At 68.3% G+C, this 23,534-nt stretch carries 21 protein-coding genes; 12 read left to right on the top strand and 9 right to left on the bottom strand.

Going from position 1 to position 23,534, the window contains the following annotated elements; translation table 11 throughout:
• Positions 1–375 precede the first annotated feature (375 nt).
• The 3 genes from ACFYWX_RS06835 to ACFYWX_RS06825 all read left to right on the top strand — a co-directional run bounded on the left by ACFYWX_RS06835 (position 376) and on the right by ACFYWX_RS06825 (position 8,976).
• Positions 376–7,569 (top strand): polymorphic toxin-type HINT domain-containing protein, encoded by a 7,194-nt coding sequence (locus ACFYWX_RS06835; RefSeq protein ID WP_389422907.1) that lies wholly within the window; start codon positions 376–378, stop codon positions 7,567–7,569.
• Positions 7,566–8,429 (top strand): hypothetical protein, encoded by an 864-nt coding sequence (locus ACFYWX_RS06830; RefSeq protein WP_389422906.1) that lies wholly within the window; start codon positions 7,566–7,568, stop codon positions 8,427–8,429. The genes ACFYWX_RS06835 and ACFYWX_RS06830 overlap by 4 nt, the downstream gene beginning before the upstream one ends.
• A gap of 133 nt (positions 8,430–8,562) precedes the next feature.
• Positions 8,563–8,976, top strand: a complete 414-nt coding sequence (locus ACFYWX_RS06825; RefSeq protein ID WP_389422905.1) for a hypothetical protein — start codon at positions 8,563–8,565, stop codon at positions 8,974–8,976.
• Between the two features lie 290 nt (positions 8,977–9,266).
• Here the strand turns inward: ACFYWX_RS06825 and ACFYWX_RS06820 are convergent, their stop codons facing one another.
• Both ACFYWX_RS06820 and ACFYWX_RS06815 read right to left on the bottom strand, forming a co-directional pair.
• On the bottom strand, positions 9,267–9,455 hold the full coding sequence (locus ACFYWX_RS06820; RefSeq protein ID WP_389422904.1) for a DUF397 domain-containing protein: 189 nt from the start codon (positions 9,453–9,455) through the stop codon (positions 9,267–9,269).
• Positions 9,456–9,465: 10 nt separating this feature from the next.
• Positions 9,466–10,317: a helix-turn-helix domain-containing protein gene (locus ACFYWX_RS06815; protein WP_389422903.1), complete on the bottom strand. Its 852-nt coding sequence runs from the start codon at positions 10,315–10,317 to the stop codon at positions 9,466–9,468.
• A gap of 237 nt (positions 10,318–10,554) precedes the next feature.
• Between ACFYWX_RS06815 and ACFYWX_RS06810 the strand changes: the two genes are divergently transcribed.
• The 3 genes from ACFYWX_RS06810 (at position 10,555) to ACFYWX_RS06800 (ending at position 12,494) form a co-directional block, all read left to right on the top strand.
• Complete coding sequence (locus tag ACFYWX_RS06810; protein ID WP_389422902.1) at positions 10,555–11,106, top strand: ATP-binding protein; 552 nt, start codon at positions 10,555–10,557, stop codon at positions 11,104–11,106.
• A gap of 64 nt (positions 11,107–11,170) precedes the next feature.
• Complete coding sequence (locus tag ACFYWX_RS06805) at positions 11,171–11,788, top strand: Uma2 family endonuclease (RefSeq protein WP_389422901.1); 618 nt, start codon at positions 11,171–11,173, stop codon at positions 11,786–11,788.
• Positions 11,789–11,945: 157 nt separating this feature from the next.
• Positions 11,946–12,494, top strand: a complete 549-nt coding sequence (locus ACFYWX_RS06800; protein ID WP_389422900.1) for a Uma2 family endonuclease — start codon at positions 11,946–11,948, stop codon at positions 12,492–12,494.
• A gap of 21 nt (positions 12,495–12,515) precedes the next feature.
• Here ACFYWX_RS06800 and ACFYWX_RS06795 read toward each other — a convergent pair whose 3' ends face one another.
• From ACFYWX_RS06795 to ACFYWX_RS06770, 6 genes are all read right to left on the bottom strand, one after another.
• Complete coding sequence (locus ACFYWX_RS06795; protein WP_389422899.1) at positions 12,516–13,112, bottom strand: Uma2 family endonuclease; 597 nt, start codon at positions 13,110–13,112, stop codon at positions 12,516–12,518.
• Between the two features lie 142 nt (positions 13,113–13,254).
• Entirely contained in the window at positions 13,255–14,034 is a 780-nt protein-coding gene (locus ACFYWX_RS06790; RefSeq protein WP_389422898.1) for a succinate dehydrogenase iron-sulfur subunit, read from the bottom strand.
• Positions 14,034–15,788 carry a succinate dehydrogenase flavoprotein subunit gene (gene sdhA, locus ACFYWX_RS06785; RefSeq protein ID WP_389422897.1) on the bottom strand — a complete coding sequence of 585 codons (1,755 nt, stop codon included), beginning with the start codon at positions 15,786–15,788 and terminating at the stop codon, positions 14,034–14,036. Before sdhA ends, ACFYWX_RS06790 begins: the two co-directional genes overlap by 1 nt.
• Before the next feature lie 19 nt (positions 15,789–15,807).
• Positions 15,808–16,290, bottom strand: coding sequence for a succinate dehydrogenase hydrophobic membrane anchor subunit (locus ACFYWX_RS06780; protein WP_389422896.1), 483 nt, complete (start codon positions 16,288–16,290; stop codon positions 15,808–15,810).
• A gap of 5 nt (positions 16,291–16,295) precedes the next feature.
• On the bottom strand, positions 16,296–16,676 hold the full coding sequence (gene sdhC / locus ACFYWX_RS06775; protein WP_389422895.1) for a succinate dehydrogenase, cytochrome b556 subunit: 381 nt from the start codon (positions 16,674–16,676) through the stop codon (positions 16,296–16,298).
• Between the two features lie 249 nt (positions 16,677–16,925).
• Positions 16,926–17,480, bottom strand: a complete 555-nt coding sequence (locus ACFYWX_RS06770) for a 2-oxo-4-hydroxy-4-carboxy-5-ureidoimidazoline decarboxylase (protein ID WP_389422894.1) — start codon at positions 17,478–17,480, stop codon at positions 16,926–16,928.
• 193 nt (positions 17,481–17,673) lie between these two features.
• Between ACFYWX_RS06770 and ACFYWX_RS06765 the strand changes: the two genes are divergently transcribed.
• Positions 17,674–19,293 (top strand): glycoside hydrolase family 20 protein, encoded by a 1,620-nt coding sequence (locus ACFYWX_RS06765; RefSeq protein ID WP_389423066.1) that lies wholly within the window; start codon positions 17,674–17,676, stop codon positions 19,291–19,293.
• Between the two features lie 110 nt (positions 19,294–19,403).
• Positions 19,404–19,958: a hypothetical protein gene (locus ACFYWX_RS06760; RefSeq protein WP_389422893.1), complete on the top strand. Its 555-nt coding sequence runs from the start codon at positions 19,404–19,406 to the stop codon at positions 19,956–19,958.
• Positions 19,959–20,096: 138 nt separating this feature from the next.
• Here ACFYWX_RS06760 and ACFYWX_RS06755 read toward each other — a convergent pair whose 3' ends face one another.
• Entirely contained in the window at positions 20,097–20,591 is a 495-nt protein-coding gene (locus tag ACFYWX_RS06755; RefSeq protein WP_389422892.1) for a DUF1877 family protein, read from the bottom strand.
• 213 nt (positions 20,592–20,804) lie between these two features.
• Here ACFYWX_RS06755 and ACFYWX_RS06750 point away from each other — a divergent pair, with 213 nt between their 5' ends.
• From ACFYWX_RS06750 to ACFYWX_RS06735, 4 genes are all read left to right on the top strand, one after another.
• Positions 20,805–21,203: a hypothetical protein gene (locus tag ACFYWX_RS06750; RefSeq protein ID WP_389422891.1), complete on the top strand. Its 399-nt coding sequence runs from the start codon at positions 20,805–20,807 to the stop codon at positions 21,201–21,203.
• Between the two features lie 217 nt (positions 21,204–21,420).
• On the top strand, positions 21,421–21,867 hold the full coding sequence (locus ACFYWX_RS06745) for a hypothetical protein (protein ID WP_389422890.1): 447 nt from the start codon (positions 21,421–21,423) through the stop codon (positions 21,865–21,867).
• Entirely contained in the window at positions 21,864–22,736 is an 873-nt protein-coding gene (locus ACFYWX_RS06740; protein ID WP_389422889.1) for a hypothetical protein, read from the top strand. The genes ACFYWX_RS06745 and ACFYWX_RS06740 overlap by 4 nt, the downstream gene beginning before the upstream one ends.
• A 143-nt stretch (positions 22,737–22,879) precedes the next feature.
• Positions 22,880–23,497: an RNA polymerase sigma factor gene (locus tag ACFYWX_RS06735; protein WP_389422888.1), complete on the top strand. Its 618-nt coding sequence runs from the start codon at positions 22,880–22,882 to the stop codon at positions 23,495–23,497.
• Positions 23,498–23,534 lie beyond the last annotated feature (37 nt).

Genomic DNA, 23,534 nt, shown 5'->3' with positions numbered 1-23,534 from the left:
CCCTTCCCTCAGAGAGCTACCGGCGGATCCCACCGGGCAGCTGATGATGACTCATGGAGATGTTGTCGTCACCCTGTGAAAGAACGGTGGTGACCGCTCGGCCCGAGTGGGCGACCGGAGGGGGCCTCGGTCGGAAATCAGGTGATTCACCGTCAGAAAGAGCAACTGACGGGTGGGTTTGACCACTTGAAAGTAAGTTCTTCGTAAGAAGTGTTAATGCGGAGTGATGATCCGTTACGCACTGTGATCGTGTTCACATGAACACTTTACGTATGGCATTCGTTCACAACATGACCACAGAATCTGCACTGTCTGTTACTCATCGCGCGTGGTCCGTCACCGGTCCCGCTTCGAGTGGTCCGGGGGAACCTCGTCGTGTCCGCACGCATTGCCATACCGACCGTGGCAGCCGCCCTGCTGGTGGCTCTGCTGCCCACGCAGTCGCTCGCGCTGCCGCCCGATCCCAACCCGTCGTACGACGAGAGCGGCCGGGAGCCGGTCCAGTTGGAACAGCTGGAGAGCGAAGTGCCCGTCGAGGGTGCGCCGTTCTCCCGTCACCTTGAGACCCTGAAGGGCGACATACCCAAGGACCTGCTGGCGGCACCGACCAACACGATCTCCCCGCCGTCCAACCTGGCGGGCTCGGTGACCTTCGGCGCACCGGCCACGACACCGACGGCCCTGCGCTCCTCCGCCTCGGCCTCGGCCCAGCAGGTCGCCCTGAGCCCCGTGGGAACCCTCCCCGTCAGCCTCGGCCAGGCCCCCGGCCAACCGGTGCCCACCGGGACCTGGCAGGTCACCATCCCGGACCGCGCCTCCGCCGTCAGCCAGGGAGTCGACGGTGCCGTCCTCAAGGTGCAGGCCCCGGCCACCGGCGCGGTCCCCGTCTCCGTGAAGCTCGACTACACGAAGTTCGAGAGCCTCTACGGCGCCGACTGGGCCTCCCGGCTGCGCTTCGTGCAGTTCCCCGAGTGCTACCTGACCACGCCGGACGACGAGGCGTGCCAGACGTACGAGGAGCTGGAGACCACCAACGACGAGGCGACGAAGTCCCTCATCGCCACCGTCGACCCGGCCGCCGACGGCACGGTCACGCCGGCCTCGGCACCCTCTTCCTCGTCCTCTTCGTCCTCCGGCGTGTCCCAGGCGGCCTACGGCGGCTCGACCTCCGTGACCCCCGTGACCGCCACCGGCGACACTGCCGTCCTCGGCACCGTCGACTCCGGAGCCGGCAAGGGCGGCGCCTTCAAGGCGACCCCGCTCACCTCCGACGGCAAGTGGGAGGCGGGCGGTTCGTCAGGTGCCTTCACCTGGTCGTACCCGCTGAACGTGCCCTCCGCGCCGGCCGGCCCCGCTCCCAAGGTCTCCTTCGAGTACAGCTCGCAGACCGTGGACGGCCGTACGGCCGTCTCCTCGCCCCAGGCCTCCTGGATCGGCGAGGGCTGGACCTACGACCCCGGCTACATCGAGCGCCGCTACCGCACCTGCAAGGACGACACCAAGACGCTCGACTCCGGCACGCCCAACAACACGGCGAAGAAGGACAAGACGTCCGACCTGTGCTGGGTGTCGTACAACGCGGTGATGTCCCTCAACGGGAAGACCACCGAACTGGTCCGCGCCGCCGCCTCCGACAGCGACCCCGAGACCGACACGGAGATCTACCGTCCCAAGCTGGACGACGGGACCCGCGTCGAGCACAGGGTCGGCGCCACCAACGACGACAACAACGGCGAGTACTGGATCGTCAGGACCCCCGACGGCACCAGGTTCTTCTTCGGCCAGAACCAGGTCGGCGGCGGGCACGCGGACACCGACTCCGTCTCCACGGTGCCGGTGTTCGGCAACCACCCGGGCGAGCCGTGTCGCGCCACCGCCTTCGCCGACTCCCGCTGCGGCACCGGAAAGCAGCAGGGCTGGCGCTGGGGTCTGGACAGGGTCGTCGACGTCCACGGCAACACGATGGTCGTCACCTGGAAGCAGGAGTCGAACTACTACGCCGTCCGCAAGAAGTTCAAGACGCCCGAGCAGTACGACCGCGCCGCCTACCCGACCGTCATCGAGTACGGCATGCGCAGCGACCTCACCAAGCCGTCCGCGAAGGTCGAGTTCGGCGTCGAGCAGCGCTGCCTGAAGTCCGCGACCGCCTGCGACCCCGCCAACTTCGCCAAGACGGACGACCCGGGCGCCTACCGGCCCTGGTGGGACACCCCCGGCAACCTCAACTGCAAGTCCACCTCCAAGCTCTGCCCGGCCTTCCCGTCGTTCTGGACGCAGATGCGCCTGGACACGGTGACCACCAAGGCGGCACGCGCCGGCCAGTCCGGCCTGGACCCGGTCGACAGGTACACGCTCCACCAGTCCTTCCCGGAGGACTGGTACGACACCGCGCCCGGCCTGTGGCTGAACTCCATCACCCGCACCGGCTACGCACCCGGTGACAGCACCGGCACCGTCCAGTCCAAGGACGGCGTCAGCTTCTCCGCGTACACCGTCGGCTCCACCTCACCGCTGCACACCCGGCTCAAGGACCGTCAACTCCCCAACCTGGTCCTCACCGGCAAGAACGACCAGCGCCCCGCCTTCACCCGCCCCCGCATCGGCACCGTCTCCACCGAGTACGGCGGCGACATCGAGGTCGAGTACACCGGCGGCTGCGCGAGCGAGCCGTCCGCGGACAAGGGCCGCAGCAACGGCACCTGCTACCCGTTGCGCTGGTCCCCCGACGGCGACGAGAAGACACCCGCCAAGGCCTGGTTCAACAAGTACGTCGTCGACTCGGTCACCGAGAGGGACAAGGTCACCTCACACGGCAAGCCGGTCACCACCACGTACAGGTACACGGGCTCCGCCTGGGCCAAGAGCGACGACGAGTTCACGCGTCCGGCACTGCGCACCTACAGCGACTGGAAGGGCTACCGGCAGGTCTCCGTCCGCAAGGGCAGCAAGACCAGCTCCGCGAAGAGCGAGGTCAACTCCCAGACGTACACCGTCACACGCTACTTCCAGGGCACGGGTGGCGAGGTCAAGGACTCCACCGGCGACTACACCCTCCTCGCGGACGACGCACCGCAGTTCGCGGGCATGACGGCGGAGGTCATCACCTACGTGAACTCCGACGGCAAGGTCCAGAAGCGCAACCTGACCTTCCCGTACTCCAAGCAGACCGCCTCCCGCGCCCGGGAGAACGAGGACGGGACGGCCGGCGAGCCGCTGCTCGCCCACCGCGTCGGCGTGAAGCGGACGGACGAGATCCAGACGGCGGACTCCACCTGGCAGGGCGTGCGCACCCTCACCACGGTCGACGACACCTACGGCCTGCCCCTCCAGGTGGAGACGGCCGTCGTCAAGCCCAGCGGCAGCTCCGAGGTCCTCTCCGACCAGACGTGCACCACCACGTCGTACGTGCACAACACGTCGCAGTGGCTGATCGGCCTGCCCAAGGAACAGCGCACCACCGCAACCACCTGTGCCACCCAGGCCGACGCCGCCCCCGCCACCCAGCTGAAGACGGCCGTACAGAACACCTACGACAACCTGGCCTACGGCGCCACGCCCACCAGGGGCCTGGTCACGTCGATGGCCGGGATCGACGGGGCCGGCACCGCGTATTCCTCCGTCGTCAAAACGACCTACGACCCGCTGGGCCGGGTGCGCACCGTCACGGCTCCCGGGGCGGGCACCACGGAAACCCAGTACACCCCGGCTGACACGGGCGGCCCGGTCACCCAGACCAAGTCGATCAACGCCAAGGGCCACACCACCACCACGACCTACGACCCCGGACGCGGCCTGGCCCTGTCGACCGCCGACCCCAACGGCCGGGTCACCCGCAACGAGTACGACGCCCTGGGCCGCCTGGTGAAGGGCTGGTCGCCGTCGCGCCAGTCCGTCGGCCAGTCGCCGACCGTACAGATCTCCTACCAGTCGGCGGTGGCCACTCCCGACGTCAACCGCCCGGCCGCGGTGACGGTTCAGTCCCTCAAGGACGACGGCTCCTACGCCCGCGAGATCACCCTCTACGACGGTCTGCAGCGCGAGGTCCAGAAGCAGGCCGAGGCTCACGGCCCCGGCCGGATCGTCGTGGACACCAAGCACGACGACCACGGTCTGGTGGACGAGCAGACCGGCGCCTATCTGGCGAAGGGCGAGCCGAGCACCGAGCTGTTCGCGCCCCGTTCCAAGTCGCTGATCCCCAGCTCGGTCAAGCACCGCTACGACGGCCTCGAGCGTGAGATCGCGGCCACCACCTACCACGGCGACAAGGCCAAGTACACGACCTCCACGACGTACAACGACACGAGCACGTACGTCGACCCGGCAGGCTCCACGGCCCCGCGCACCCGCACCTACTTCGACGCCCTCGGCCGCGTCACGCTGCTGAAGCACTACAGCAAGGACGACACCAGCTCGTACGGCCGCGGCACCAAGTACGAGTACGACGCCCGCGGCTACCGGAACCGGGTCACCGACCCGGCGGGCAACGTCTGGTCCTACGACTACGACGCCCGTGGCCGCGTGACCTCGTCCACCGACCCCGACACCGGCACCACCGACACCTGGTACGACGAGGCCGACCGCCCCAACCGCGTGCGGAGCGCGCGCCAGCAGGAGACGTTCACGGAGTACGACGTGCTCGGGCGCGTGCGGTACGTACGGCAGGGTTCCGCAACCGCCAGCCCCGTCAAGGAGTTCACCTACGACGAGGCGCCCGGCGTCCTGGGCAAGCCGACAGCCTCGATCCGGCACACCGCGACCGGTGACTACGTCAGCCGCGTCACCGGCTACGACGCCGAGTACCACGCCACGGGCACCGAGGTCGTCATCCCGGCGAACTCGATGACGACGGGCCTGTCCGGCACGTACACCTACGCCTACACCTACACGCCGACGGGCAAGCCGCAGTCGGTCACGCTGCCGGCGAAGGGCGGGCTGGCGAGCGAGAAGGTGGTCACGCGCTACAACGGCGACGGGCTGGCGGAGTCGACGTCCGGCCTGACCTGGTACACGGCGGACGCAACGTACTCGCCCTACGGCGAGGTGCTCCGCACGGCGTCGGGCTCACAGCCCTATCGCGTCTGGACGACGAACTTCGTCGACCCGCACACGGGTTCACTGCAACGCACGGTGACGGACCGCGAGACGGCAGGCCCGCACCGCATCACCGACAGCTACTACTCCTACGACGCCTCCGGCACGATCACGTCCAACGCCCGCCAACTCTCGGACGCGGCCTGGGACACCCAGTGCTTCACGTACGACGTCATGGGTGAGCTGGTCCACGCCTGGACGTCGAACATCACGCCGACGGGCAAGGGCACGGGCTGCAAGGCGGCCAACGGCACGGCGTGGGGCTATCGCACGGACTATGCGACGTCCTCGGGCCCGGTGGCGGAGGCCCCGGACGAGGCGGATGACACCGCGACCCCAGACTCCGGGCTGACCTCGACGCTGTCCGCCGCTGCCCCGGCTTCCACCACCGTCACCAGCGGCGGGACCGCCTACCGCCAGTCGTTCACCTTCGACTGGATCGGCAACCGGGCGACTTCGACGGACCACGACACGGCGGACCCGACGAAGAACGTCAAGTACACCTACGCCTACGGCGGCACGACCCAGCCGCACCAGCCGCACACGATGACCTCGGTCACCTCGTCGCCGACGGGCAAGGGCAGCACGTACAAGTACGACGCCACCGGCAACACGACGGACCGCAACCTGCCGGGCACCACCCAGGACCTGACCTGGACCCCCGAGAACAAGCTCGAGACGATCACCAACGCCGGCACGAAGACGACCTACGTCTACGACGCCGAAGGCAACCGCCTCCTGGAGAACTCACCCTCCGGCTCGACCCTGTACCTGGGCGAGACGGAACTGACGACGAACGCGACGGGCAGCATCACGAAGGCGTCCCGCTCGTACGCCCAAGCGGGCGCCCCGACGGTCGTCCGCACGACGACCAACGCTTCGACGACAGGCCACAAGCTCAGCGTCCTGCTCGCTGACCACCTCGGCACGGCCAACACGTCGGTGGACATCGCCTCCGGGCAGGCGGTCACCCGCCGCGCCTTCAAGCCGTACGGCGAGATCCGCGGCACGAAGCCGACAGCATGGCCGAACAAGCGCAGCTACCTGGGCACAGGCATCGACGATGCGGCTACGGGCCTGACCCACATCGGCGCCCGCGAGTACGACCAGGCAAGGGGCCACTTCCTGTCGGCCGACCCGATCATCGACTTCGCGGACCCGCTGCAGATGAACGGTTACGCCTACAGCAACAACAGTCCCGTCGCCCATAGCGACCCGAGCGGACTCTGGTGCTCCAGCTGCAACGACGGCCAGGGCTGGACCCGCCCCGACGGCGGCACCCAAGGCGATCCCAACGGGGGACTGAACTCCGACGGCACGGTACGCGGCACACCGAACAGCGGGAGCGGGAGCGGGAGCGGGAGCGGGAGCGGTGGCGGTGGTGGTGGCGGAGGCCTCTCCGTCGTCGTTGACCTCGGTGACGGTAAGCCTGCCTTGCCTCCGAAAAGGATCTACCAGGAGTACCAGAAGAAACTTCCAAGCATCGGTCAGCTCCAGACGAACAAGGTCTACTTCAGCGATCTCAGCTATGAGCTCATGGTGGAGCTCTATTTCCGCGAGCGATGCACCTCAGGCACCAGCGCGATTGACGAGTGCGGCGCACTCCGCAAGTTCTACGGCGGTTGGAAGCATGTCGACAGCATTGACGCAGTTGACACTTGCCCCATATGCGGAAACGTGGGATTCCAGGCAATACTGGCTCGCCTCGGCGCGAGTCGGGCTGGGAAAGTCAAATGGGGTTCATGCACCCAGTGCTTCCTGGCCGGCACCGACGTCTTGATGGCCGACCGAAAGACCAAGGACATCGAGGACGTCAAGCCGGGAGACGAAGTCCTCGCCACCGACCCGGAGACCGGTGAGACCGGCCTCCGCAAGGTCACCCGCCTCATCATCACCGAGGATGACAAGCACTTCAACGAGCTCTCCATAGCCACCGACGAAGGCATCGAGAAACTCACGGCTACCCACGAGCATCCGTTCTGGTCCCCGTCCGCACACGACTGGGTCCCGGCCGGAAAGCTCAAGCCGGGCATGACCCTGCGAACGGATGACGGCGAGACGGTCATCGTCACGGCAAACCGCTCGTTCACCAAGCACGCCCGCACGTACAACCTCACGGTTGACGACCTGCACACGTACTATGTACTCGCTGGTCAGACGCCGGTACTCGTTCACAACAGCAACTGCAACTCGCTCACGCGTGCGCAGTCTGACGATGTTGCGAATTTTTTGGGGTACACGAAGACCAAAATGAAGTCTGCAGGCGGGGCCCCAATTTGGGAGAACAAGAAGGTTGGAGGTGGTCAACCTCGGTATATCACCTATGATCGGACCGGGCATAACAAGCAGGCGGTATTCAAGGGTGCCAGCTTCCGTAATCCTTTCCAGTCGACGAAGGACTCGGCTCGGGACGGAACGTATGGGCTGGATGTATCCCCGACAGGAGAGGTGTTGGGTCTCAAGTGGCTAGCCAAATGACAGCCGAGCTTGTCGTCAGCCCGAGCGACCAGCATGTGCGAGCCTCCCTGGCGGAGGCGCCGGCCTGGAGTGCCTACGCGGTGGATTTGCGGAGGTTGCTCAACGTGGTGATCGAGGAATGCGGAGCTGACCGTCTTGAGGTCAGTGAGTTGCTGGTCAGCCAACCGCTCCCTGACCGGTACTGGAGGCTCCGCAACGGGATGCAGGCCAACCCGGCGGAGGCGATAGATCTCGCTGAGCGGATGGCGGCTGGGTTCGGACCGTACTGCCGACTCGTCACACCGGGGCGGCTTCGCGTCGAGTCGGGATGGGATGGGGCGATCCATCTCTCAATGGATCCAGCGGTAGCCAATTCGCTTACCGGGCTCGCTGGCGACAACCTGTCTCTTGAGTGGCGCGCCTCGGAACCGGATCCTGAGGAGGAGCCAAGCCTTGTCGATGACGTCGTGGATGACGAGTTTTGGGGCTCGGTTCGAGCGGCGGCCGATGGGCTAGTGCTCTTGTGTGAGCGCTGGGCGCACGGTGCTTACGGCTGCCGATGGTTCCGGGTGACTGCGGGAAATGTAGCGGAGGTGGCGCAGGCTGTACGGCCTCGCTCGCTCCTCTGCGTTGTCGCAAACCCGGACCTGCGGCTCGACGCGGGGCTATTGGACGAAGATTTCACTGCGTTCGAAGCCCCGCTCACGCCTGGCCAGCTCATTTACCGCGCCCACCCAGGGGGGGCCGGTAGTCTCGCCGAAGTAACGGACAGGGGATTGTCGTTCATGCTGGCGGATGTGGTCTTGGCTGGGTGGTGCGCCGTGGTGCCGGATTCAGACGGCGTAGTCAGAGCGGCGTGGGAGAGCCCTGGCGAGGGGTGAGGCGGGGGCTATCTCAAGGAATAACCGATTCGCGATCGAAGTGATCGGTGATCCCGCGTCGGAGGGTGGCGTCTCGTCGGCTTCCGAGGCTGCCGGTAGGGTTACAGTCGGGGGTTTCTCGGAATCGTTCCCGATGGGCCTGAGCTTCTGGACGGTGGGTGACTACTCTCGAAGTTGGGAGAGAGCCCTGAAGGAGCTTGAGGCGAGTAAGTATTCGACCTCGTGCCTCATCTCCTCGATCACGGACCCGGAGACCGCTAACTTCATCTTCTGCTGGCCTATTTACCGGGAAAGGGAAGATGTCTACGTGCAAAACTCGATCATCTTCCTGGACGGCCTCGAAGAACAGTTCAATCCGCAAGAGCCTTGGTGCTATGTGGAAGCTCGGAGTTTGGTTGACGAGGACGGAAATAAAGTTTCTGGGTGGTCTACGACCACCTCTCAGGTGCGACGGTTCCGCGAGTCCATCGGGGGTCAGTGGCTCACCTGCATACGCAAATCTGAAGCCCCGCCAGGCTGTGCCTGGCGGGGCTTCTGGGGCTGGTGACGGCAGTAGTTGACGGCAACGTCAGTGGACGGGTGCGGCGCAGGGTGGCGGTTCATCGCCGCCGGAGCGTGCCGTCTCGGTGGTCTCCCGGCTGCCGCGCGCGGTGCCGAGGGTGTCGATATCGAAGTGAAGGCAAATGGTTTAAGGGGATGCGAGCGAGATGGGTTCGCTGAAGCGCGCTGCACGCCCCGGGTAACGCGTCAGGTCCCGAGGTGCTCTAGCGCCCCAGGTGGCAGACTTTCACCGAGTGGTGCGGGATGTGCTGAGCGGCTGTGAGTCGTTCTGCGGGGCTAGTGAACGTGGTGTTCGGATCTCAGTGTGGCTATCAGTGTGGCTATCTGGCGGGGATTGGTGGTGAGGATGGTTTCTGGGGAGTCGCTCTCGCGCAGGAGGATTGTCCCGGTGGGGGTGGAGGCCAGGTAGACGCAGGCGGAGCCCTCCTCGCTGTAGGACGACTTCTGCCAGTTCTGATTGGTCATGTCTCGTTCCTCAGATGTCCTGGGCGATGTGATGGATGAGGTCGCGGGAGGCGGAGGGTTTCAGGGCGACGGCCTCCATGCGGTCCAGGACCAGACGGTACTTTTCCAACTGTCCGATCGCATCGACCAGTTCACTGCCGTGGGCGGTGTCGACCTCGACGGTGTCGAGTGTCGGTACCGGACCGTGGAAGTAGTCGACAGCGTGCCCCGTGGTGGGAAACGAGGTGCCGTTGAAGGGAATCACGCGGACGCTGACGTTTGTCTGCTCGCTGACCTCGGCAAGGTGCTCCAGCTGGGCTTTGGCCACCTCGCGGCCGCCGAACTGCATACGCAGAGCAGCCTCATGCACGATCGCGACGTACGGCGGTGGCGCCTCGCGGTGGAGGACGGCCTGGCGCTTGATGCGGTGGGAGATGCGGTACTCGATCTCGTGTGGGCGCAGGGCCGGGACGGCCCCGCGGAACAGCGCGCGGGCGTGCTCGGGGGTCTGGAGCAGGCCGGGGATGTTGATGACCTGGGTGACGCGCAAGGCGGTGGCGTGGTGCTCCAGCTCCGCCAGATCCAGGAGGCGGGGTGGCAGGGTGTCCCGGTACTCCTCCCACCAGCCGCGTGTCCGGTCGGCTGCCATGTCGGCGAGGGCGTCGACGAGCGGTTCGTCCGTGCAGCCATAGATGTGGGCCAGGGTGCGCACGCGTTCCGCGCTGATGCCGAAGCGGTTGGCCTCGATGTTGCTGACCTGTGCCTGAGTGGTGCCCAGGGAGCGGGCGGCCTCGGCGGCGGTCATGCCGGCCCGCTCCCGCAGCCGGCGTAGCTCGATGCCGATGCGCAGGCGGCGTGCGGTGGGGACGCTTCGTGGCGCCATGTCCTCGCTCCGTTCCGTACACCTGGTGGGGCGGTCACCCGCACGAGGTAAATCCCTGAACCTTTTGCTTATCGGTGCAAAACCTTCAGTGATTCCAGTCTACGGTGATGACCAAGCCGCTCAACTGGCCCCGCCGACACCCCGGAAGCGCACCGCGCCACACCTCACATGCGCGGCACTGCCACCACCAGTCCGGGCCCTCGAGCGAACCAAGTCCCCCCACCGCAGGAGGCGTTCATGGTCACCGTATCCACGTCGGAGTGCGAAGAGGGCTCAACATGGGCATACGCGCTCCAACTCCCGCACGATCCACGGGCCGCCCGAATCGCCCGCGTCACCCTCAGAGCCGTCCTTGCCGGACACGGCATGTCCCAAGTGCAGGACACGGCCGAGTTGTTGGCTTCCGAGCTGGTCACCAACGCCTATCGGTACTCCACCGGTCCCGCGACCCTCCGACTGCGCGGACTGTCACATACCCGACTACGGGTGAGCGTCTGGGATTCCAACCCGCACATTCCGCCGCCCTTCGACAAGAGGTCCGGCCCTCTCCGCCCCGTCCCGGCGGAAGCCGACGGTGGGCGTGGGCTGTTCCTCGTCTGCCACTACGCGGAGGCATGGGGTGGCTATCCGCTCGGCGGCGATCTCTTCGGGCGGGGCGGCAAGCTGCTGTGGTGCGAGGTCGGGTCGCGGTCAGGTGGCGGATTGGCGGACGGCCTCGCCGCCGTACCCGTCCCCGTCCACCACCGCACTGCCGTGAGGGGCGTGTCGCCGGATCACTCGTTGAGGTGAGGCGGCTGTCATTTCCCCTGGGTATGCCGAACCGACTGGCGAGACTCCGTCCCATGGAGCACCGATGAGCGCGGGATCCGACGAGGGGCTGGACGACGAGCTGGCGTACCGTTGGCCGATTCCGCCTCCCGAGGGCTGGACCGCGGACGACCTAGACCGGATTCAGGGCCTCCCGCCGCACACGGAGTTGATCGACGGGAGTCTCGTCTTCAAGAGTCCGCAGACCGCGTTCCACTCGCGCACCCTGCGCCTGCTGGACAACGCGCTCCTGGCGCAGGCTCCGGACCATCTTGATGTCGACCGAGAAATGACGGTCAGGCTGGATGCCAAGAACCGGCCTGAGCCGGGCATCGTTGTGTTTTCCGTGGGGGCGGTCACCGGTCCCGACCAGACCTGGTACGAGCCCGAGCACATCGTCCTCGCCGTCGAAGTGGTCTCGGCCGACTCCCGAGAACGCGACCGGGAAGTCAAACCGCGCAAGTACGCGGCAGCCGACGTACGTCACTTCTGGCGGGTCGAGCAGGACGACAACGGTCTCCCCGTCGTCTACGTCTACGAACTGGACCCGGCCACCAAGTCCTACGGCCTCACCGGGATCTTCCACGATCAGCTCAAGGTGTCCGTGCCCTTCGACATCGAGGTCGACCTGACAGCGATCAATCGGCGCGGAGCCGAGTCCTGAACCACGTCGGCGAGGGGCCTGGGAGCCGGGCGGCTGTCCGTGCCCGGCGCTATCGTGGGAACGCGACACGCTCTGTAATCAGTGGAGGAGCGTGGTGACCGTCATGGCCGAGCGTCCGACTGTCATAGAGGCTGCTCAGCCCGGAGCCTTTGGGGACATGCTCCGGATCGTCGAGGAGATGGACACACCAGCCGGCTACAAGGCCGAGCTCATCCGAGGGAAGATCGTCGTGTCGGCGTGGTCGAAGCTGCGCTGCAAGAGGGTGATGAAGTCGCTGCGGCGCCAGCTGGAGTTCCATGTTCCGGACGGGCACGACGTCGACGTGGCACCGTTTCTCTTCACCTTCCCTCAGTCCGAACGTGGGTTCGGCCCCGATCTCCACGTCGCCGACGAAGCCGCCTTCAACACCGACGGCAGGCACGCCGACGGCGCGGCGCTCTCCCTCGTCGCCGAGTTGACCTCCGACTCCACCAAGGACGTCGACTGGTTGGACAAGCTCGACACCTACGGCCGTGTCGTGCCCGTGTACCTTCTGCTCGACATGAAGGTCCAGGAGATCTCCGCCTTCTGGGATCCGTCCCCCAAGGGGTACCGCTCCCGCACCAACGTGCCCTTCGGGCGGCCCCTGCACGTCCCTGCCCCCTTTGACTTCGAGCTCGACACGTCTGAGTTCGCCATCGAAGCCCGCGAGAACGACCCCGCCTGAGCCCCGAAGCCGGCCCACGGCTCAGCCGTTCGTCTTCGGCCGACCCGTCTTGAGGATCTCGGCCACGTCCAGGGTGACCTTGGCGCCGATGGAGTCGGGGAGGGAGACGGACTGGCCGGCGGCGTAGACCTGGTGGCTGTCGTACCGGTCCGTGAGGGGGCTTGTGAGGATGTGGAGGAGTTCGTCCTTGCGATCGACGATCACGTAGACCGGAATCGCGGCGACCGCGTACGCGCGCGCCTTGTGTCGGAGGTCCAGGTCGGGGTTCTCCGAGGTGACCTCCAGGACCAGCCGGAAGCAGGAAGGGGCGTAGCAGTTGTTCTCGACCATGTGGGCGTTGATGTCGGCGTCCACGACCGACAGGTCGGGAATGGCGTAGTCCTCCGGACCTGTCGGGAGCCAGACTGCGACCTTCTGGACGACGTCGGCCTTGGAGCCGTCCATCTCAGCGCGTAGATACGCGACCATCACGTCCGTCAGAACCTCTGCGTGCGGGGCGTCCGGCGGTGGGGTCACCACCAGCACGCCGTCGATGATCTCGAAGCGGTGGCCCGGGTTGCGTTCCATGAGCCAGTCGGCCCAGGTGATGAGAGGGCGGTCCGGTCGCGGTGTCGGCATGGGGGCATCCTCCCTGCGGGCCGTCTGGAGCAGGGCTCTGCCGACGGCATCTCACCCGAATGGGAACCGGCACGCCCGAGGGCCCCGCCCCCGGTGACAAACCGGGAAACGGGGCCCTCATGGACGTACGAGGAGAACGACCTCAGTAGCGGCGCGTGATCAGCGCCCTCTTCACCTCGGCGATCGCCTTCGTCACCTCGATGCCGCGCGGGCAGGCGTCCGTGCAGTTGAAGGTCGTGCGGCAGCGCCACACGCCGTCCTTGTCGTTGAGGATCTCCAGGCGCTGCTCGCCGGCCTCGTCACGCGAGTCGAAGATGAAGCGGTGGGCGTTGACGATGGCGGCGGGGCCGAAGTACTGGCCGTCGTTCCAGAAGACCGGGCACGAGGACGTGCAGGCGGCGCAGAGGATGCACTTCGTCGTGTCGTCGAAGCGCTCGCGGTCCTCGGCCGTCTGCAGGCGCTCACGCGTGGGCTCGTTCGTGTCCTTCGTGATGAGGAAGGGCATGACGTCGCGGTACGCCTGGAAGAACGGCTCCATGTCCACGACCAGGTCCTTCAGGACCGTGAGGCCCTTTATGGGCTCGACCGTGATCGGCTTCTCGGGGTTGATGTCCTTGATCAGCGTCTTGCACGCGAGGCGGTTCTTGCCGTTGATGCGCATCGCGTCGGAGCCGCAGATGCCGTGCGCGCAGGAGCGGCGGAACGTCAGCGTGCCGTCTACGTCCCACTTGATCTTGTGGAGGCCGTCGAGGACGCGCTCCTTGGGGTCGATCTCCAGCTGGAAGTCTTCCCAGGTCGCCTCTGCCGAGACCTCCGGGTTGAAGCGGCGCACCCGGAAGGTGACGGTGATGTAGGGGGAGTCGGCGAAGCCGGGCTCGGGTGCGCCGGCCGCGTCCGCCTTGTCCAGAGTCGGGGTTGCCATCAGTACTTACGCTCCATCGGCTGGTAGCGGGTCTGGACGACCGGCTTGTAGTCCAGGCGGACGGTCTCGCTGCCGTCGTCGCCCACCTCGCGGTACGCCATGGTGTGGCGCATGAAGTTGACGTCGTCGCGGTTCGGGTAGTCCTCGCGGTAGTGACCGCCGCGGGACTCCTTGCGGGCCAGCGCGGACACCGCCATGACCTCGGCCAGGTCGAGCAGGTTGCCCAGCTCGATCGCCTCCAGGAGGTCGGTGTTGAACCGCTTGCCCTTGTCCTGGATCGCGACGTTCTTGTAGCGCTCGCGCAGCTCGGCGATCTTCTCGACCGCCGTCTTGATCGTCTGCTCGGTGCGGAACACCATGACGTTCGCGTCCATGGTCTCCTGCAGCTCGCGACGGAGCTCCGCCACCCGCTCGGTCCCCGTCGAGCTGCGCAGGTGCTCGACCTGCGAGACGACGAGCTCCGCCGGGTCCTCCGGCAGCTCGACGAAGTCCGCCTTCTGCGAGTACTCCGCCGCCGAGATGCCGGCCCGCTTGCCGAACACGTTGATGTCCAGGAGCGAGTTCGTGCCGAGGCGGTTCGCGCCGTGGACCGACACGCAGGCGACCTCGCCGGCCGCGTACAGGCCGGGGACCACGGTCGTGTTGTCGGACAGGACCTCACCCTCGACGTTCGTCGGGATGCCGCCCATCGCGTAGTGCGCGGTGGGCTGGATCGGGATCGGGTCCGTGTACGGCTCGATGCCGAGGTACGTGCGGGCGAACTCGGTGATGTCCGGGAGCTTGGCGTCCAGCTGCTCCGGCGGGAGGTGCGTGAGGTCCAGGTAGACGTGGTCGCCCTCGGGGCCGCAGCCCCGGCCCTCGCGGATCTCCGTGTAGATGGAGCGGGACACCACGTCTCGGGACGCGAGGTCCTTCATGACCGGCGCGTACTTCTCCATGAAGCGCTCGCCGTCCTTGTTGCGGAGGATGCCGCCCTCACCGCGGGCGCCCTCCGTCAGCAGGATGCCCATGCGCCAGATGCCGGTCGGGTGGAACTGGAAGAACTCCATGTCCTCCAGCGGCAGCCCGCGACGGTAGACCGCCGCCTGGCCGTCGCCCGTCAGCGTGTGCGCGTTCGACGTCACCTTGAAGAACTTGCCGGTGCCGCCGGACGCGTAGATCACGGCCTTCGCCTGGAAGACGTGGATCTCGCCGGTCGCGAGCTCGTACGCCACGACACCGGCCGACTTCTTGACGCCGTCGACCTCGGTGATCAGCTGGTCGAGGACGTAGAACTCGTTGAAGAACTCCACGCCCTCCTTGACGCAGTTCTGGTACAGCGTCTGGAGGATCATGTGGCCGGTGCGGTCCGCCGCGTAGCAGGACCGGCGGACGGGCGCTTCGCCGTGATTACGGCTGTGGCCGCCGAAGCGGCGCTGGTCGATCGTGCCGTTCGGGGTGCGGTTGAACGGCAGGCCCATCTTCTCCAGGTCGAGGACCGAGTCGATGGCCTCCTTCGCCAGGATCTCGGCGGCGTCCTGGTCGACCAGGTAGTCACCGCCCTTGACCGTGTCGAAGGTGTGCCACTCCCAGTTGTCCTCCTCCACGTTGGCCAGCGCGGCGGCCATGCCGCCCTGCGCGGCGCCCGTGTGGGAGCGGGTGGGGTAGAGCTTGGTCAGCACGGCGGTGCGGCTGCGCTTCGTGGACTCGATGGCCGCGCGCATACCGGCGCCACCGGCGCCGACGATGACGGTGTCGTACTTGTGGATCTTCATGATTCTCGCAACCCCGTGCCTAGCGGATGTTCGGGTCGAAGGTGAAGATCACCAGCGTGCCCAGCAGGATGGTGAACACCGTGGCGGTGTAGAGCAGGCCCTTCAGCCACAGCCGGGTGTTCGCGCGCTCCGCGTAGTCGTTGATGACCGTGCGCAGGCCGTTGGCGCCGTGCAGCATCGCGAGCCAGAGCATCAGGAGGTCCCAGACCTGCCAGAACGGGGACGCCCAGCGGCCCGCCACGAAGGCGAAGCCGATCTTGGAGACGCCGCCGTCCAGGACCAGCTGGATCAGCAGGTGGCCGATGACCAGGACGACGAGCACCACACCGGACAGGCGCATGAACAGCCAGGCGGCCAGTTCGAAGTTGCCCCGGGTCGACTTCGGCGTCTTCTTGGTCCGCTTGCGCGGGGCCTCGATGAAGGGCGCCGGGTTGTCGACGGAGTAGCCGGTGCCGCCCTCGACGGGGCCGATCCCGGACGCGGTGGTTTCAGTGGTGGCCATCAGTCTCAGCTCCCGAACACTTCACGAGCGGCGTGGCCGAGGACGGGGTAGATCGCCCCGATCATCAGCACGACCCAGAGGCCTACGACGGACCAGAGCATCTGCTTCTGGTAGCGCGGGCCCTTCGACCAGAAGTCGACGGCGATGACGCGCAGGCCGTTGAGTGCGTGGAAGAGGATGGCGGCGACGAGGCCGTACTCCAGCACGGCCACGATCGGCGTCTTGTACGTGGCTACGACCTTGTCGTAGTCCTCGGGGGAGACACGCACGAGAGCGGTGTCCAGCACGTGTACGAACAGGAAGAAGAAGATGAGGACGCCGGTGACTCGGTGAGCCACCCAGGACCACATTCCTTCCCGGCCGCGGTACAGCGTTCCAGCCGGCACGGAAGTCCCTCCGGGAGCGGGGATTGGGGCCGCGCCGGCTTGTGCTGTCGGTCGGGCCCGGCCGGGTACGGTCCACCGGCCCCCAGCATCGTAGCGACGGTTGCCTGCAGCGCTTACAGCGGGCCTACCTGTGTGATCAAACTGGCACGCGGATGGGGGAGTGGGGGCGGCTTCTGGGGTGGGGTGTTCCGTTATGTGCCGAGTGCGGGCCGTTGTGGCTGGTCGCGCCCCGCGGCGGAGCCGCACATGTCACAGCCCCGCGCCCCTGAGCAGGTCCAGCAGGCGTCCTCTTGCAGCGCGGCGGAGCTCCTCTGCCGCTACCACTCGCTCCTCCTCCGGATCGTTTGCCAATCGTGATCGGATGGCTCCGAGGATGTGGTCCAGGGCCTCGTCCGGGGGGAGGTCGTGCAGGCAGATGACGAACGCGTGGCCGAATCTGGCCTCGTATGCCGCCTGGGCCGCGTTCAGGGCCATGTGGGCCGCGCCGTACGCGTCGTCCGGCAGCGGGGGCAGGGTCTCGGCTGCCAACGCCTCCGACAGGTCGCCCCAGGTCAGGTCGTATGCCGCCTCGTCCGACGCGGCCAGGAGCGACTCCGGGTCGGGGTAGGGGCGGTGGTCGGAGATGCGGTGGGCCCAGCTCGGGCTGCGGAGGCAGGTGAGGAGGGTGCGCACGGCCGCGTCGGCGGGTGCGGAGTTGAACGCGTCCAGCGATTTCGGGGACGGTGTGCAGCGGCTCTGCTCGGGTAGCGCGGGTACGGCTACTCGGCCGGGAAGGTGCGCAGGCAGCGTGGGTCCTCGCGTCACGTGTGTTTAGGCAGGGGAGAGTGTGAAAGGTGTGATGTCACGTTATCGAGAATGGTCACGTCGTGTCCGACGGATATCCAAATTTCACCCGAACGGAAGAGTTTCAGAACGTGCGGTGGACACCCTTCGGTCGACTCGGTCGTAGGTTGGCATGGTGAGCCGGCACAGGCGCCGCCGGGCGCCGGAGAAGAACGTGCAGCGGAGGGCGCTGGTCATCGGGGCCGCAGTCGCCGCCTTCGGTGTCGGCCTCGGAGTGTGGGCTTCGGGCGACGAGGGCGTGCCGGCGGGCTCGGCGGCACCGCGGCCCTCGCAGGCTCCGTCGGCTCCCTCGGCCGCCGCCCCGCCCGAGGCGGCGCCCAGTCCGACGCCGAGCCCCACACGCTCGTACGCGCTGTCGAAGACGCCCCGGACCATACCCGCCGTCAGCGCCCACACCCCGGCGCGCGGGCCGGGGTGGCGGCCGGCGAGTGGTCACCGGGTGGTCGTGAGCGACAAGGACCTCGCCGACGAGGGGCGGCTCATCGCCGGTGAGCTGGGGATGAAGTACGAGGGCGAGAAGGACGACGCGCGCGCCGGGGACGTACGGCTGGCTCTGAACGACGACGAGGGCGCGAACCCGGAGTCGTACTCCATGACCGTGCGCGGCGGGCGGGTGGCCATCAGCGCGCCGGACGACGCCGGGGTCTTCTACGGCACCCGCACGCTGAAGCAGGAGGTGCACGGCGGCGGTACGGCCCCGGAGGGCGTCGTACGCGACCAGCCGGCGAAGCCGCAGCGGGCCTTCACGTTGGACATCGCGCGCAAGCCCTTCACGGCGGGCTGGATCGAGGACCGGGTCCGGGAGCTGGGCGACCTGAAGTTCAACCAGCTCGGCCTGCACTTCTCGGACGACCAGGGATTCCGGATCCAGTCCGACACGCACCCGGAGATCGTGTCCAGGGATCACCTGACCAAGGCGCAGGTGAAGAAGATCGTCGCGCTGGCGGCCGCCCGGCACATCACCGTCGTGCCGGAGATCGACTCGCCGGGTCACCTGGGTGCGGTGATCGCCGCCCACCCGGACCTGCAACTGCGCAACGTGCAGGGCGGTGCGGTGCAGGGTGCGATCGACATCTCCAAGGGCGCGTCCGCCGACATCGTCGACGACCTGCTGAACGAGTTCGCCGGTCTCTTCCCCGGCGGGCAGTGGCACCTGGGCGGCGACGAGTACCAGGCGCTCGTCGTGTCGAACCCCGAGGCGTCCTTCCCTCAGCTCGCCTCCGCCGCGCGGGAGAAGTACGGCTCCGGTGCCGGCGTCGCCGACCTCACCACCGGCTGGCTCAACGACCGCGCCGACACCGTCCGCGCCCACGACCGCTCGATACGGGCCTGGAACGACGGCTTCTTCCGGGGGACGTCCGTGCAGCCCGCGAAGGACCTCAAGGTCGCGTACTGGACGGGCAAGGAGATCGGGGCGCGGCCGCCCGTGGAGTACCTGGACGCGGGCCGACAGGTGATCAACTACAACGACGAGTACCTGTACTACGTCCTCGGCGAGCCCCAGACCTTCGTCTATCCGACGGGGCAGCGGATCTACGAGCAGTGGACGCCGCGCGTGCTGCGCGGGAACGTCGCCGTGTCGTCCCGCTACGACGACCAGATACTCGGCGGGTCCTTCTCGGTCTGGTGCGACCTCGCGAACTCGCAGACCCATGACCAGGTGGCGGCCGGGATACGGATGCCGCTCCGGGCGACCGTGCAGAAGCTGTGGGACTCCGGGACGCCGCCGCTTCCCTGGGCGGACTTCAAGGCACTGGCGAACAGGCTGGGCTGAACTGAACGCTGCGCTGTCCGAAAACGTACTGTGACATTGAGGAGCCGTCGCACGCAGTAAGGGGAAGTGCGGGCTCCGCAACCGACGGCGCCCCGGTGAGGGAGGCGTGGATGAGCCTGGTGGATCTCATCGCTCAGGCTGACGACCGTGGACTGGCCGCGAGCGGGTTGGCTTGTCTCGATCGGTGCGTGCCCCTGCTGGGCGGGGACGACGAGGTGCTGCGGCCGCTCTGGGGGAGCCTCGCGGACGGATCCGACACGGCCGACTGGGGAGAGCTCCTTCGGCAGGTGCGCGGCAAGCTGGACCCCGTGGAGGGCACCGCCGACGAGGCCGCGCTGCTCGCCGGACGGATGCTCGCCGCCGCGCCCGACGTCCGGTCCGCCGAGGGTGTGCGGATGTGGGCCGACGCCTGCTCCGTCGCCTCCCTCCAGATCCACCGGCTGCTCGACCCGGCCAGGACCGCCTCCCCGGTCGACGCCTGCCGCGAGGGCCGCACGGAGGGCATGCCCCCGCTCGTCGCCGCCGAACTCCGCCGCCAGGTCACCGTCCTCGAAGTCCTGGCAGGCCACGGAGCAGCCGGCCTGCGCCGCGCCCTGGAGGTCTCCACGGAGGGCCGCCGAGTCCTACGTGCGGTCGTCTCGCGCAGGGCACGGGGCCGCGGCTGAGACGTTCGGGCGAAGCGGGGGGGCGGGGGGGGAAGTGGTGGATGTGGGCCGGCCTCCGATCGCCCCCACCTGGGGTTTCTACTCCCGGGGTGGCACAGATCTGCCAATAACCCTCATTCCGACCCACCCCGACTCACCTCAGATCATCAGCCACTTCACCACCGCGTCCCCGTAGTGCGCCGTCCGCGCGTAGAACGCCGTCAGGTCCCTGTGCGCTCCCTCGAAGAGGCCGTGGGTCTGGTCCTCGGTGTCGGTGCCGCCGTAGCGGGGGACCAGGGCGGGGCGGGCTGCTCGCCAGAGTTCCTCGAAGTCGGCCGAGGTGAGGAACGCGGCGGCCCGGGCCACCTGGGCCGCGGTCAGCATGAGGAACGGCGGGAGCTGCCGGTCGGGGTGGAGCACCGAGCGGCCCCCGAGGACGACGTGGGAGCGCGGTCCGTCGGGGACGTGGTCCGGGGGAGCGCCCGCGTAGAGGAGCTCGTGGTCGAGGTAGCCCTTGTCCAGCACCTCCTCACGGTGCCGGCCGACCCGCTCGCGCACGGTGCCCCAGTCGTCCTCGAACAGCCTCTGCAACCAGGGCGCGCTGTTGCGGAGCGCCGGTGGCGGTACGGCCCGGAGATGGAAGTACATGCTCATCGGTGAAAGGAGCGCACGGGAGCGCCGAAGTATCACTTCGAGGGCAAACCCCGTTGCTGGAAAGGGTCTTGTGTCGGTCGTGCGGCGGACGTGGGGCAATCCTGCGCCGGTCTCGGGCAACGGCCGGATTCCCGTGACGCAAGCCGCGCTGACCTCGCTTTTCCTTGTATGACCACGGGTATGACCACTGGGACGAGTGCGACGACGAGGACGATGAGCGAGAGGGCCCCGCAGGCAAACCGGCCCCACGCGGCGACGAAGCCGGTGCGGTGGGCGGCGGACGCGGTGGCGACGATGCGCGAGGGTGCGCGGGTGCGCCTCGACTACTCGGCGCAGAGTCTGTGGCGCGTCGACCGGATGATCGAACAGCTGCGGCACGAGGGAACGCCCGCCGCCGCCCTGCAGAACGTGTTGCGCGGCTTCGGCGCGTACGCCGGTGAGGTGATCGTCCGCGAGACCGGCGCGGAGTGGTGGGCGACCGGCGGCGACCACTGGGTCCGCACCCCGGACGGCCGCCTGTGGGACCCCGTCGACGAGGCCCGCCGCTGCTTCGGCGGCCACGGCTCGCTGCGGCTCATGTGCCGGGACGCGGCGAGCGCGGAGCGGGCCTGACGGCAGCGAGCGCGGAGCGGGCCTGACGGCGGCGAGCGCGGTGCGGCCTGACGGCGGCGAGCACGGAGCGGGGCTGACGGCGGCTCGGGGGCGCAGGGCGCCACCGTGTGGCGTTCGATACGCCCGTGACGAGTGATGTTTGCGGGACCGCATCCGCTTAGGCAGCGGGGGGAGGCCGTACCGGGCCCCCGGTGCCGAGTGGAGGGGTGGGTCCGGCATGGACGACGCGGACGGACGGGTGACGTGCGCGAGGGAGATGCGCCGTCTCGCGACGGCGTTCGTCACTCGGGTCACCGCCCGCAGCAGGCTTCCGCTCGACTACTCCGTGGCCAGCCTGCGCGTCGTCGACTTCCTGATCGACGGGCTGCGCAAGGGCGACGCGGACCGGGAGCGGGCACGCGAGACGCTCTTCGGCCTCGGGGCGTACGTCGGTGAGGTGCTCGTCCGCCGGGCCGGGGCGGCGTGGGTGGACTTCGACGCCGACCAGCGCGCCTACTTCGGCCGGCCGGTCGGCGTCCGCATGCCCGACGGCCGGGTCTGGAACCCGCTCGGCCGGGTCCTCAACCGCTTCGACTCGGGCGTACCCGAGGACTCCCTCCAGACCTTCTACCTCACCCTGCACGGCAGACCCCGGCGGCCGCTGGCCCAGGGAGTGGTCGAATGAGACCCCGTGTCGCCGTGGCCGGCCTCCTCCTCGCCACGCTGACCGGATGCTCCGGAGGCGGGCAGGAGGACGCGGCCGCCGCACCCGTCGGGTCCACGGCCGCCAAGGCGAGCACACGGCCCGGCGCCGCTCCCCGGACCGCCGCGGACTTCCTCGCCCGGGCCGAGCGGGCGACGGCCGGCGAGAAGGGCTGGACCTTCGCCGTCCGGGGGCGCGAGGCACTGCTCGCGCAGGGCCAGGAGAACGCCGCCACTTACGCCGCCACCGTCCACCGCACCACCCGCAGCCCCTGGGCGCTCCACTCCACCGGGACCACCCACCGCGAGGGCACGGACAGCCCCGAGGAGATCTACGTCGTCGACGGCACGGCCTACGTCAAGGAGGGCGGCACCGGAACCTGGCGGCACGGGCCCCTCACCGATCCCGAGTACGCGAACAAGGTCGAGGACCCGGTCGCCGTACTCGACGCGTTCCGGACGTACACCGGCGACGACACGCCCGGCGGCGGGGTCTCGCTGGTCACCTCGGGCGGCGGGGTCGAACTGCGCGTGCGTACGGCGAAGGCCGCGCTGCCCGCGGTGCGCGAGCGCGGCGTCGTCCGCAGGGCGGTACGCGAACTCGCGCCCACCCTGAAGCAGCTGCGCGCGAACGGGGTGGCCGCGCCGGACGCCCGGATCACCGTGGAGAGCGCCGAGGAGTCGCTGGTCCTCGACCCCTCCACGTACCGGATCACCTCGCACACCTTCCGGTGCGTCTTCCTCGTCCCGTACGGCGGCGGAGGCATCCGCTACAGCCAGGAGGTGACCGAGCGGAACCAGGGGGCGTACGCCGGCGGAGTCGCCCTTTTGGACGGCGTGGGGCGGGGATGAGGCGGAGTGGAGGCTGAGGCGCTGTGACACTTCGGACGGGCCCGACGCTGTTGACCGTGGGGGCGTGGACACGGCCGGAACGTGTCGCACGACCGGCGACTCGCCACGACCCCGCTCCGACCACCGCACGAACGAGGACAGTCTTGGGCCAGGGAGGGCAACCCCGGCGCGCGCAGGCGTACGACGGGGAACTGGGCGCGGCGGTCGAGCGAGCCCAGGACGGCGACGAGTCGGCGTTCGCCGTCGCGTACCGGATCGTGCAGCCGGGGCTGCTCGGCTATCTGCGCGGTCTCGTCGGGGACGACGCCGAGGACGTCGCCTCCGACGCCTGGCTGGAGATATCCCGGGACCTGGGGCGGTTCAAGGGGGACGGCGCCGGTTTCCGCGGCTGGACGGCGACCATCGCCCGACACCGCGCGCTCGACCACCTGCGCCGCCAGCGGGTACGGCCCCGGGCGTCGGCGCTGGAGTCCGACCTGCTGGAGCTGCCGGGCCCGCACAGCACCCACGACCAGGCGCTGGAGTCCCTCTCCACCGAGCGGGCCCTGGACCTGGTCCGCGGGCTGCCGCGCGACCAGGCCGAGGCCGTGCTGCTGCGTGTCGTCGTGGGCCTGGACGGCCCCGCCGCCGCCCGCGTGCTCGGCAAGCGCCCCGGCGCGGTCCGCACCGCCGCACACCGGGGCCTGAAGCGGCTCGCCCGCCAACTGGGCGCCGAGAGTGTGACGGATGACGCCCCGCGGACGCTGGGGGAGTCGAAATGAACGGTGACGGCGGCAGACCGTATGGATCAGTGGGATC

The sequence above is a fragment of the Streptomyces sp. NPDC002888 genome (assembly GCF_042888465.1).
Classification (GTDB): Bacteria; Actinomycetota; Actinomycetes; order Streptomycetales; family Streptomycetaceae; genus Streptomyces.
This window is presented reverse-complemented; position numbering and strand designations above follow the sequence as displayed.

What these genes read in the sequence shown, in the direction of transcription:
- ACFYWX_RS06790 (WP_389422898.1), bottom strand. Translation starts at nt 14,034, where the DNA reads ATGGCAACCCCGACTCTGGACAAGGCGGACGCGGCCGGCGCACCCGAG.
- ACFYWX_RS06800 (WP_389422900.1), top strand. Translation starts at nt 11,946, where the DNA reads ATGCTCCGGATCGTCGAGGAGATGGACACACCAGCCGGCTACAAGGCC.
- ACFYWX_RS06740 (WP_389422889.1), top strand. Translation starts at nt 21,864, where the DNA reads ATGAGACCCCGTGTCGCCGTGGCCGGCCTCCTCCTCGCCACGCTGACC.
- ACFYWX_RS06745 (WP_389422890.1), top strand. Translation starts at nt 21,421, where the DNA reads ATGGACGACGCGGACGGACGGGTGACGTGCGCGAGGGAGATGCGCCGT.
- ACFYWX_RS06760 (WP_389422893.1), top strand. Translation starts at nt 19,404, where the DNA reads ATGAGCCTGGTGGATCTCATCGCTCAGGCTGACGACCGTGGACTGGCC.
- ACFYWX_RS06780 (WP_389422896.1), bottom strand. Translation starts at nt 16,290, where the DNA reads ATGGCCACCACTGAAACCACCGCGTCCGGGATCGGCCCCGTCGAGGGC.
- ACFYWX_RS06795 (WP_389422899.1), bottom strand. Translation starts at nt 13,112, where the DNA reads ATGCCGACACCGCGACCGGACCGCCCTCTCATCACCTGGGCCGACTGG.
- ACFYWX_RS06755 (WP_389422892.1), bottom strand. Translation starts at nt 20,591, where the DNA reads ATGAGCATGTACTTCCATCTCCGGGCCGTACCGCCACCGGCGCTCCGC.
- ACFYWX_RS06820 (WP_389422904.1), bottom strand. Translation starts at nt 9,455, where the DNA reads ATGACCAATCAGAACTGGCAGAAGTCGTCCTACAGCGAGGAGGGCTCC.
- ACFYWX_RS06825 (WP_389422905.1), top strand. Translation starts at nt 8,563, where the DNA reads ATGGGCCTGAGCTTCTGGACGGTGGGTGACTACTCTCGAAGTTGGGAG.
- ACFYWX_RS06815 (WP_389422903.1), bottom strand. Translation starts at nt 10,317, where the DNA reads ATGGCGCCACGAAGCGTCCCCACCGCACGCCGCCTGCGCATCGGCATC.
- ACFYWX_RS06830 (WP_389422906.1), top strand. Translation starts at nt 7,566, where the DNA reads ATGACAGCCGAGCTTGTCGTCAGCCCGAGCGACCAGCATGTGCGAGCC.
- ACFYWX_RS06805 (WP_389422901.1), top strand. Translation starts at nt 11,171, where the DNA reads ATGAGCGCGGGATCCGACGAGGGGCTGGACGACGAGCTGGCGTACCGT.
- sdhA (WP_389422897.1), bottom strand. Translation starts at nt 15,788, where the DNA reads ATGAAGATCCACAAGTACGACACCGTCATCGTCGGCGCCGGTGGCGCC.
- ACFYWX_RS06810 (WP_389422902.1), top strand. Translation starts at nt 10,555, where the DNA reads ATGGTCACCGTATCCACGTCGGAGTGCGAAGAGGGCTCAACATGGGCA.
- ACFYWX_RS06750 (WP_389422891.1), top strand. Translation starts at nt 20,805, where the DNA reads ATGAGCGAGAGGGCCCCGCAGGCAAACCGGCCCCACGCGGCGACGAAG.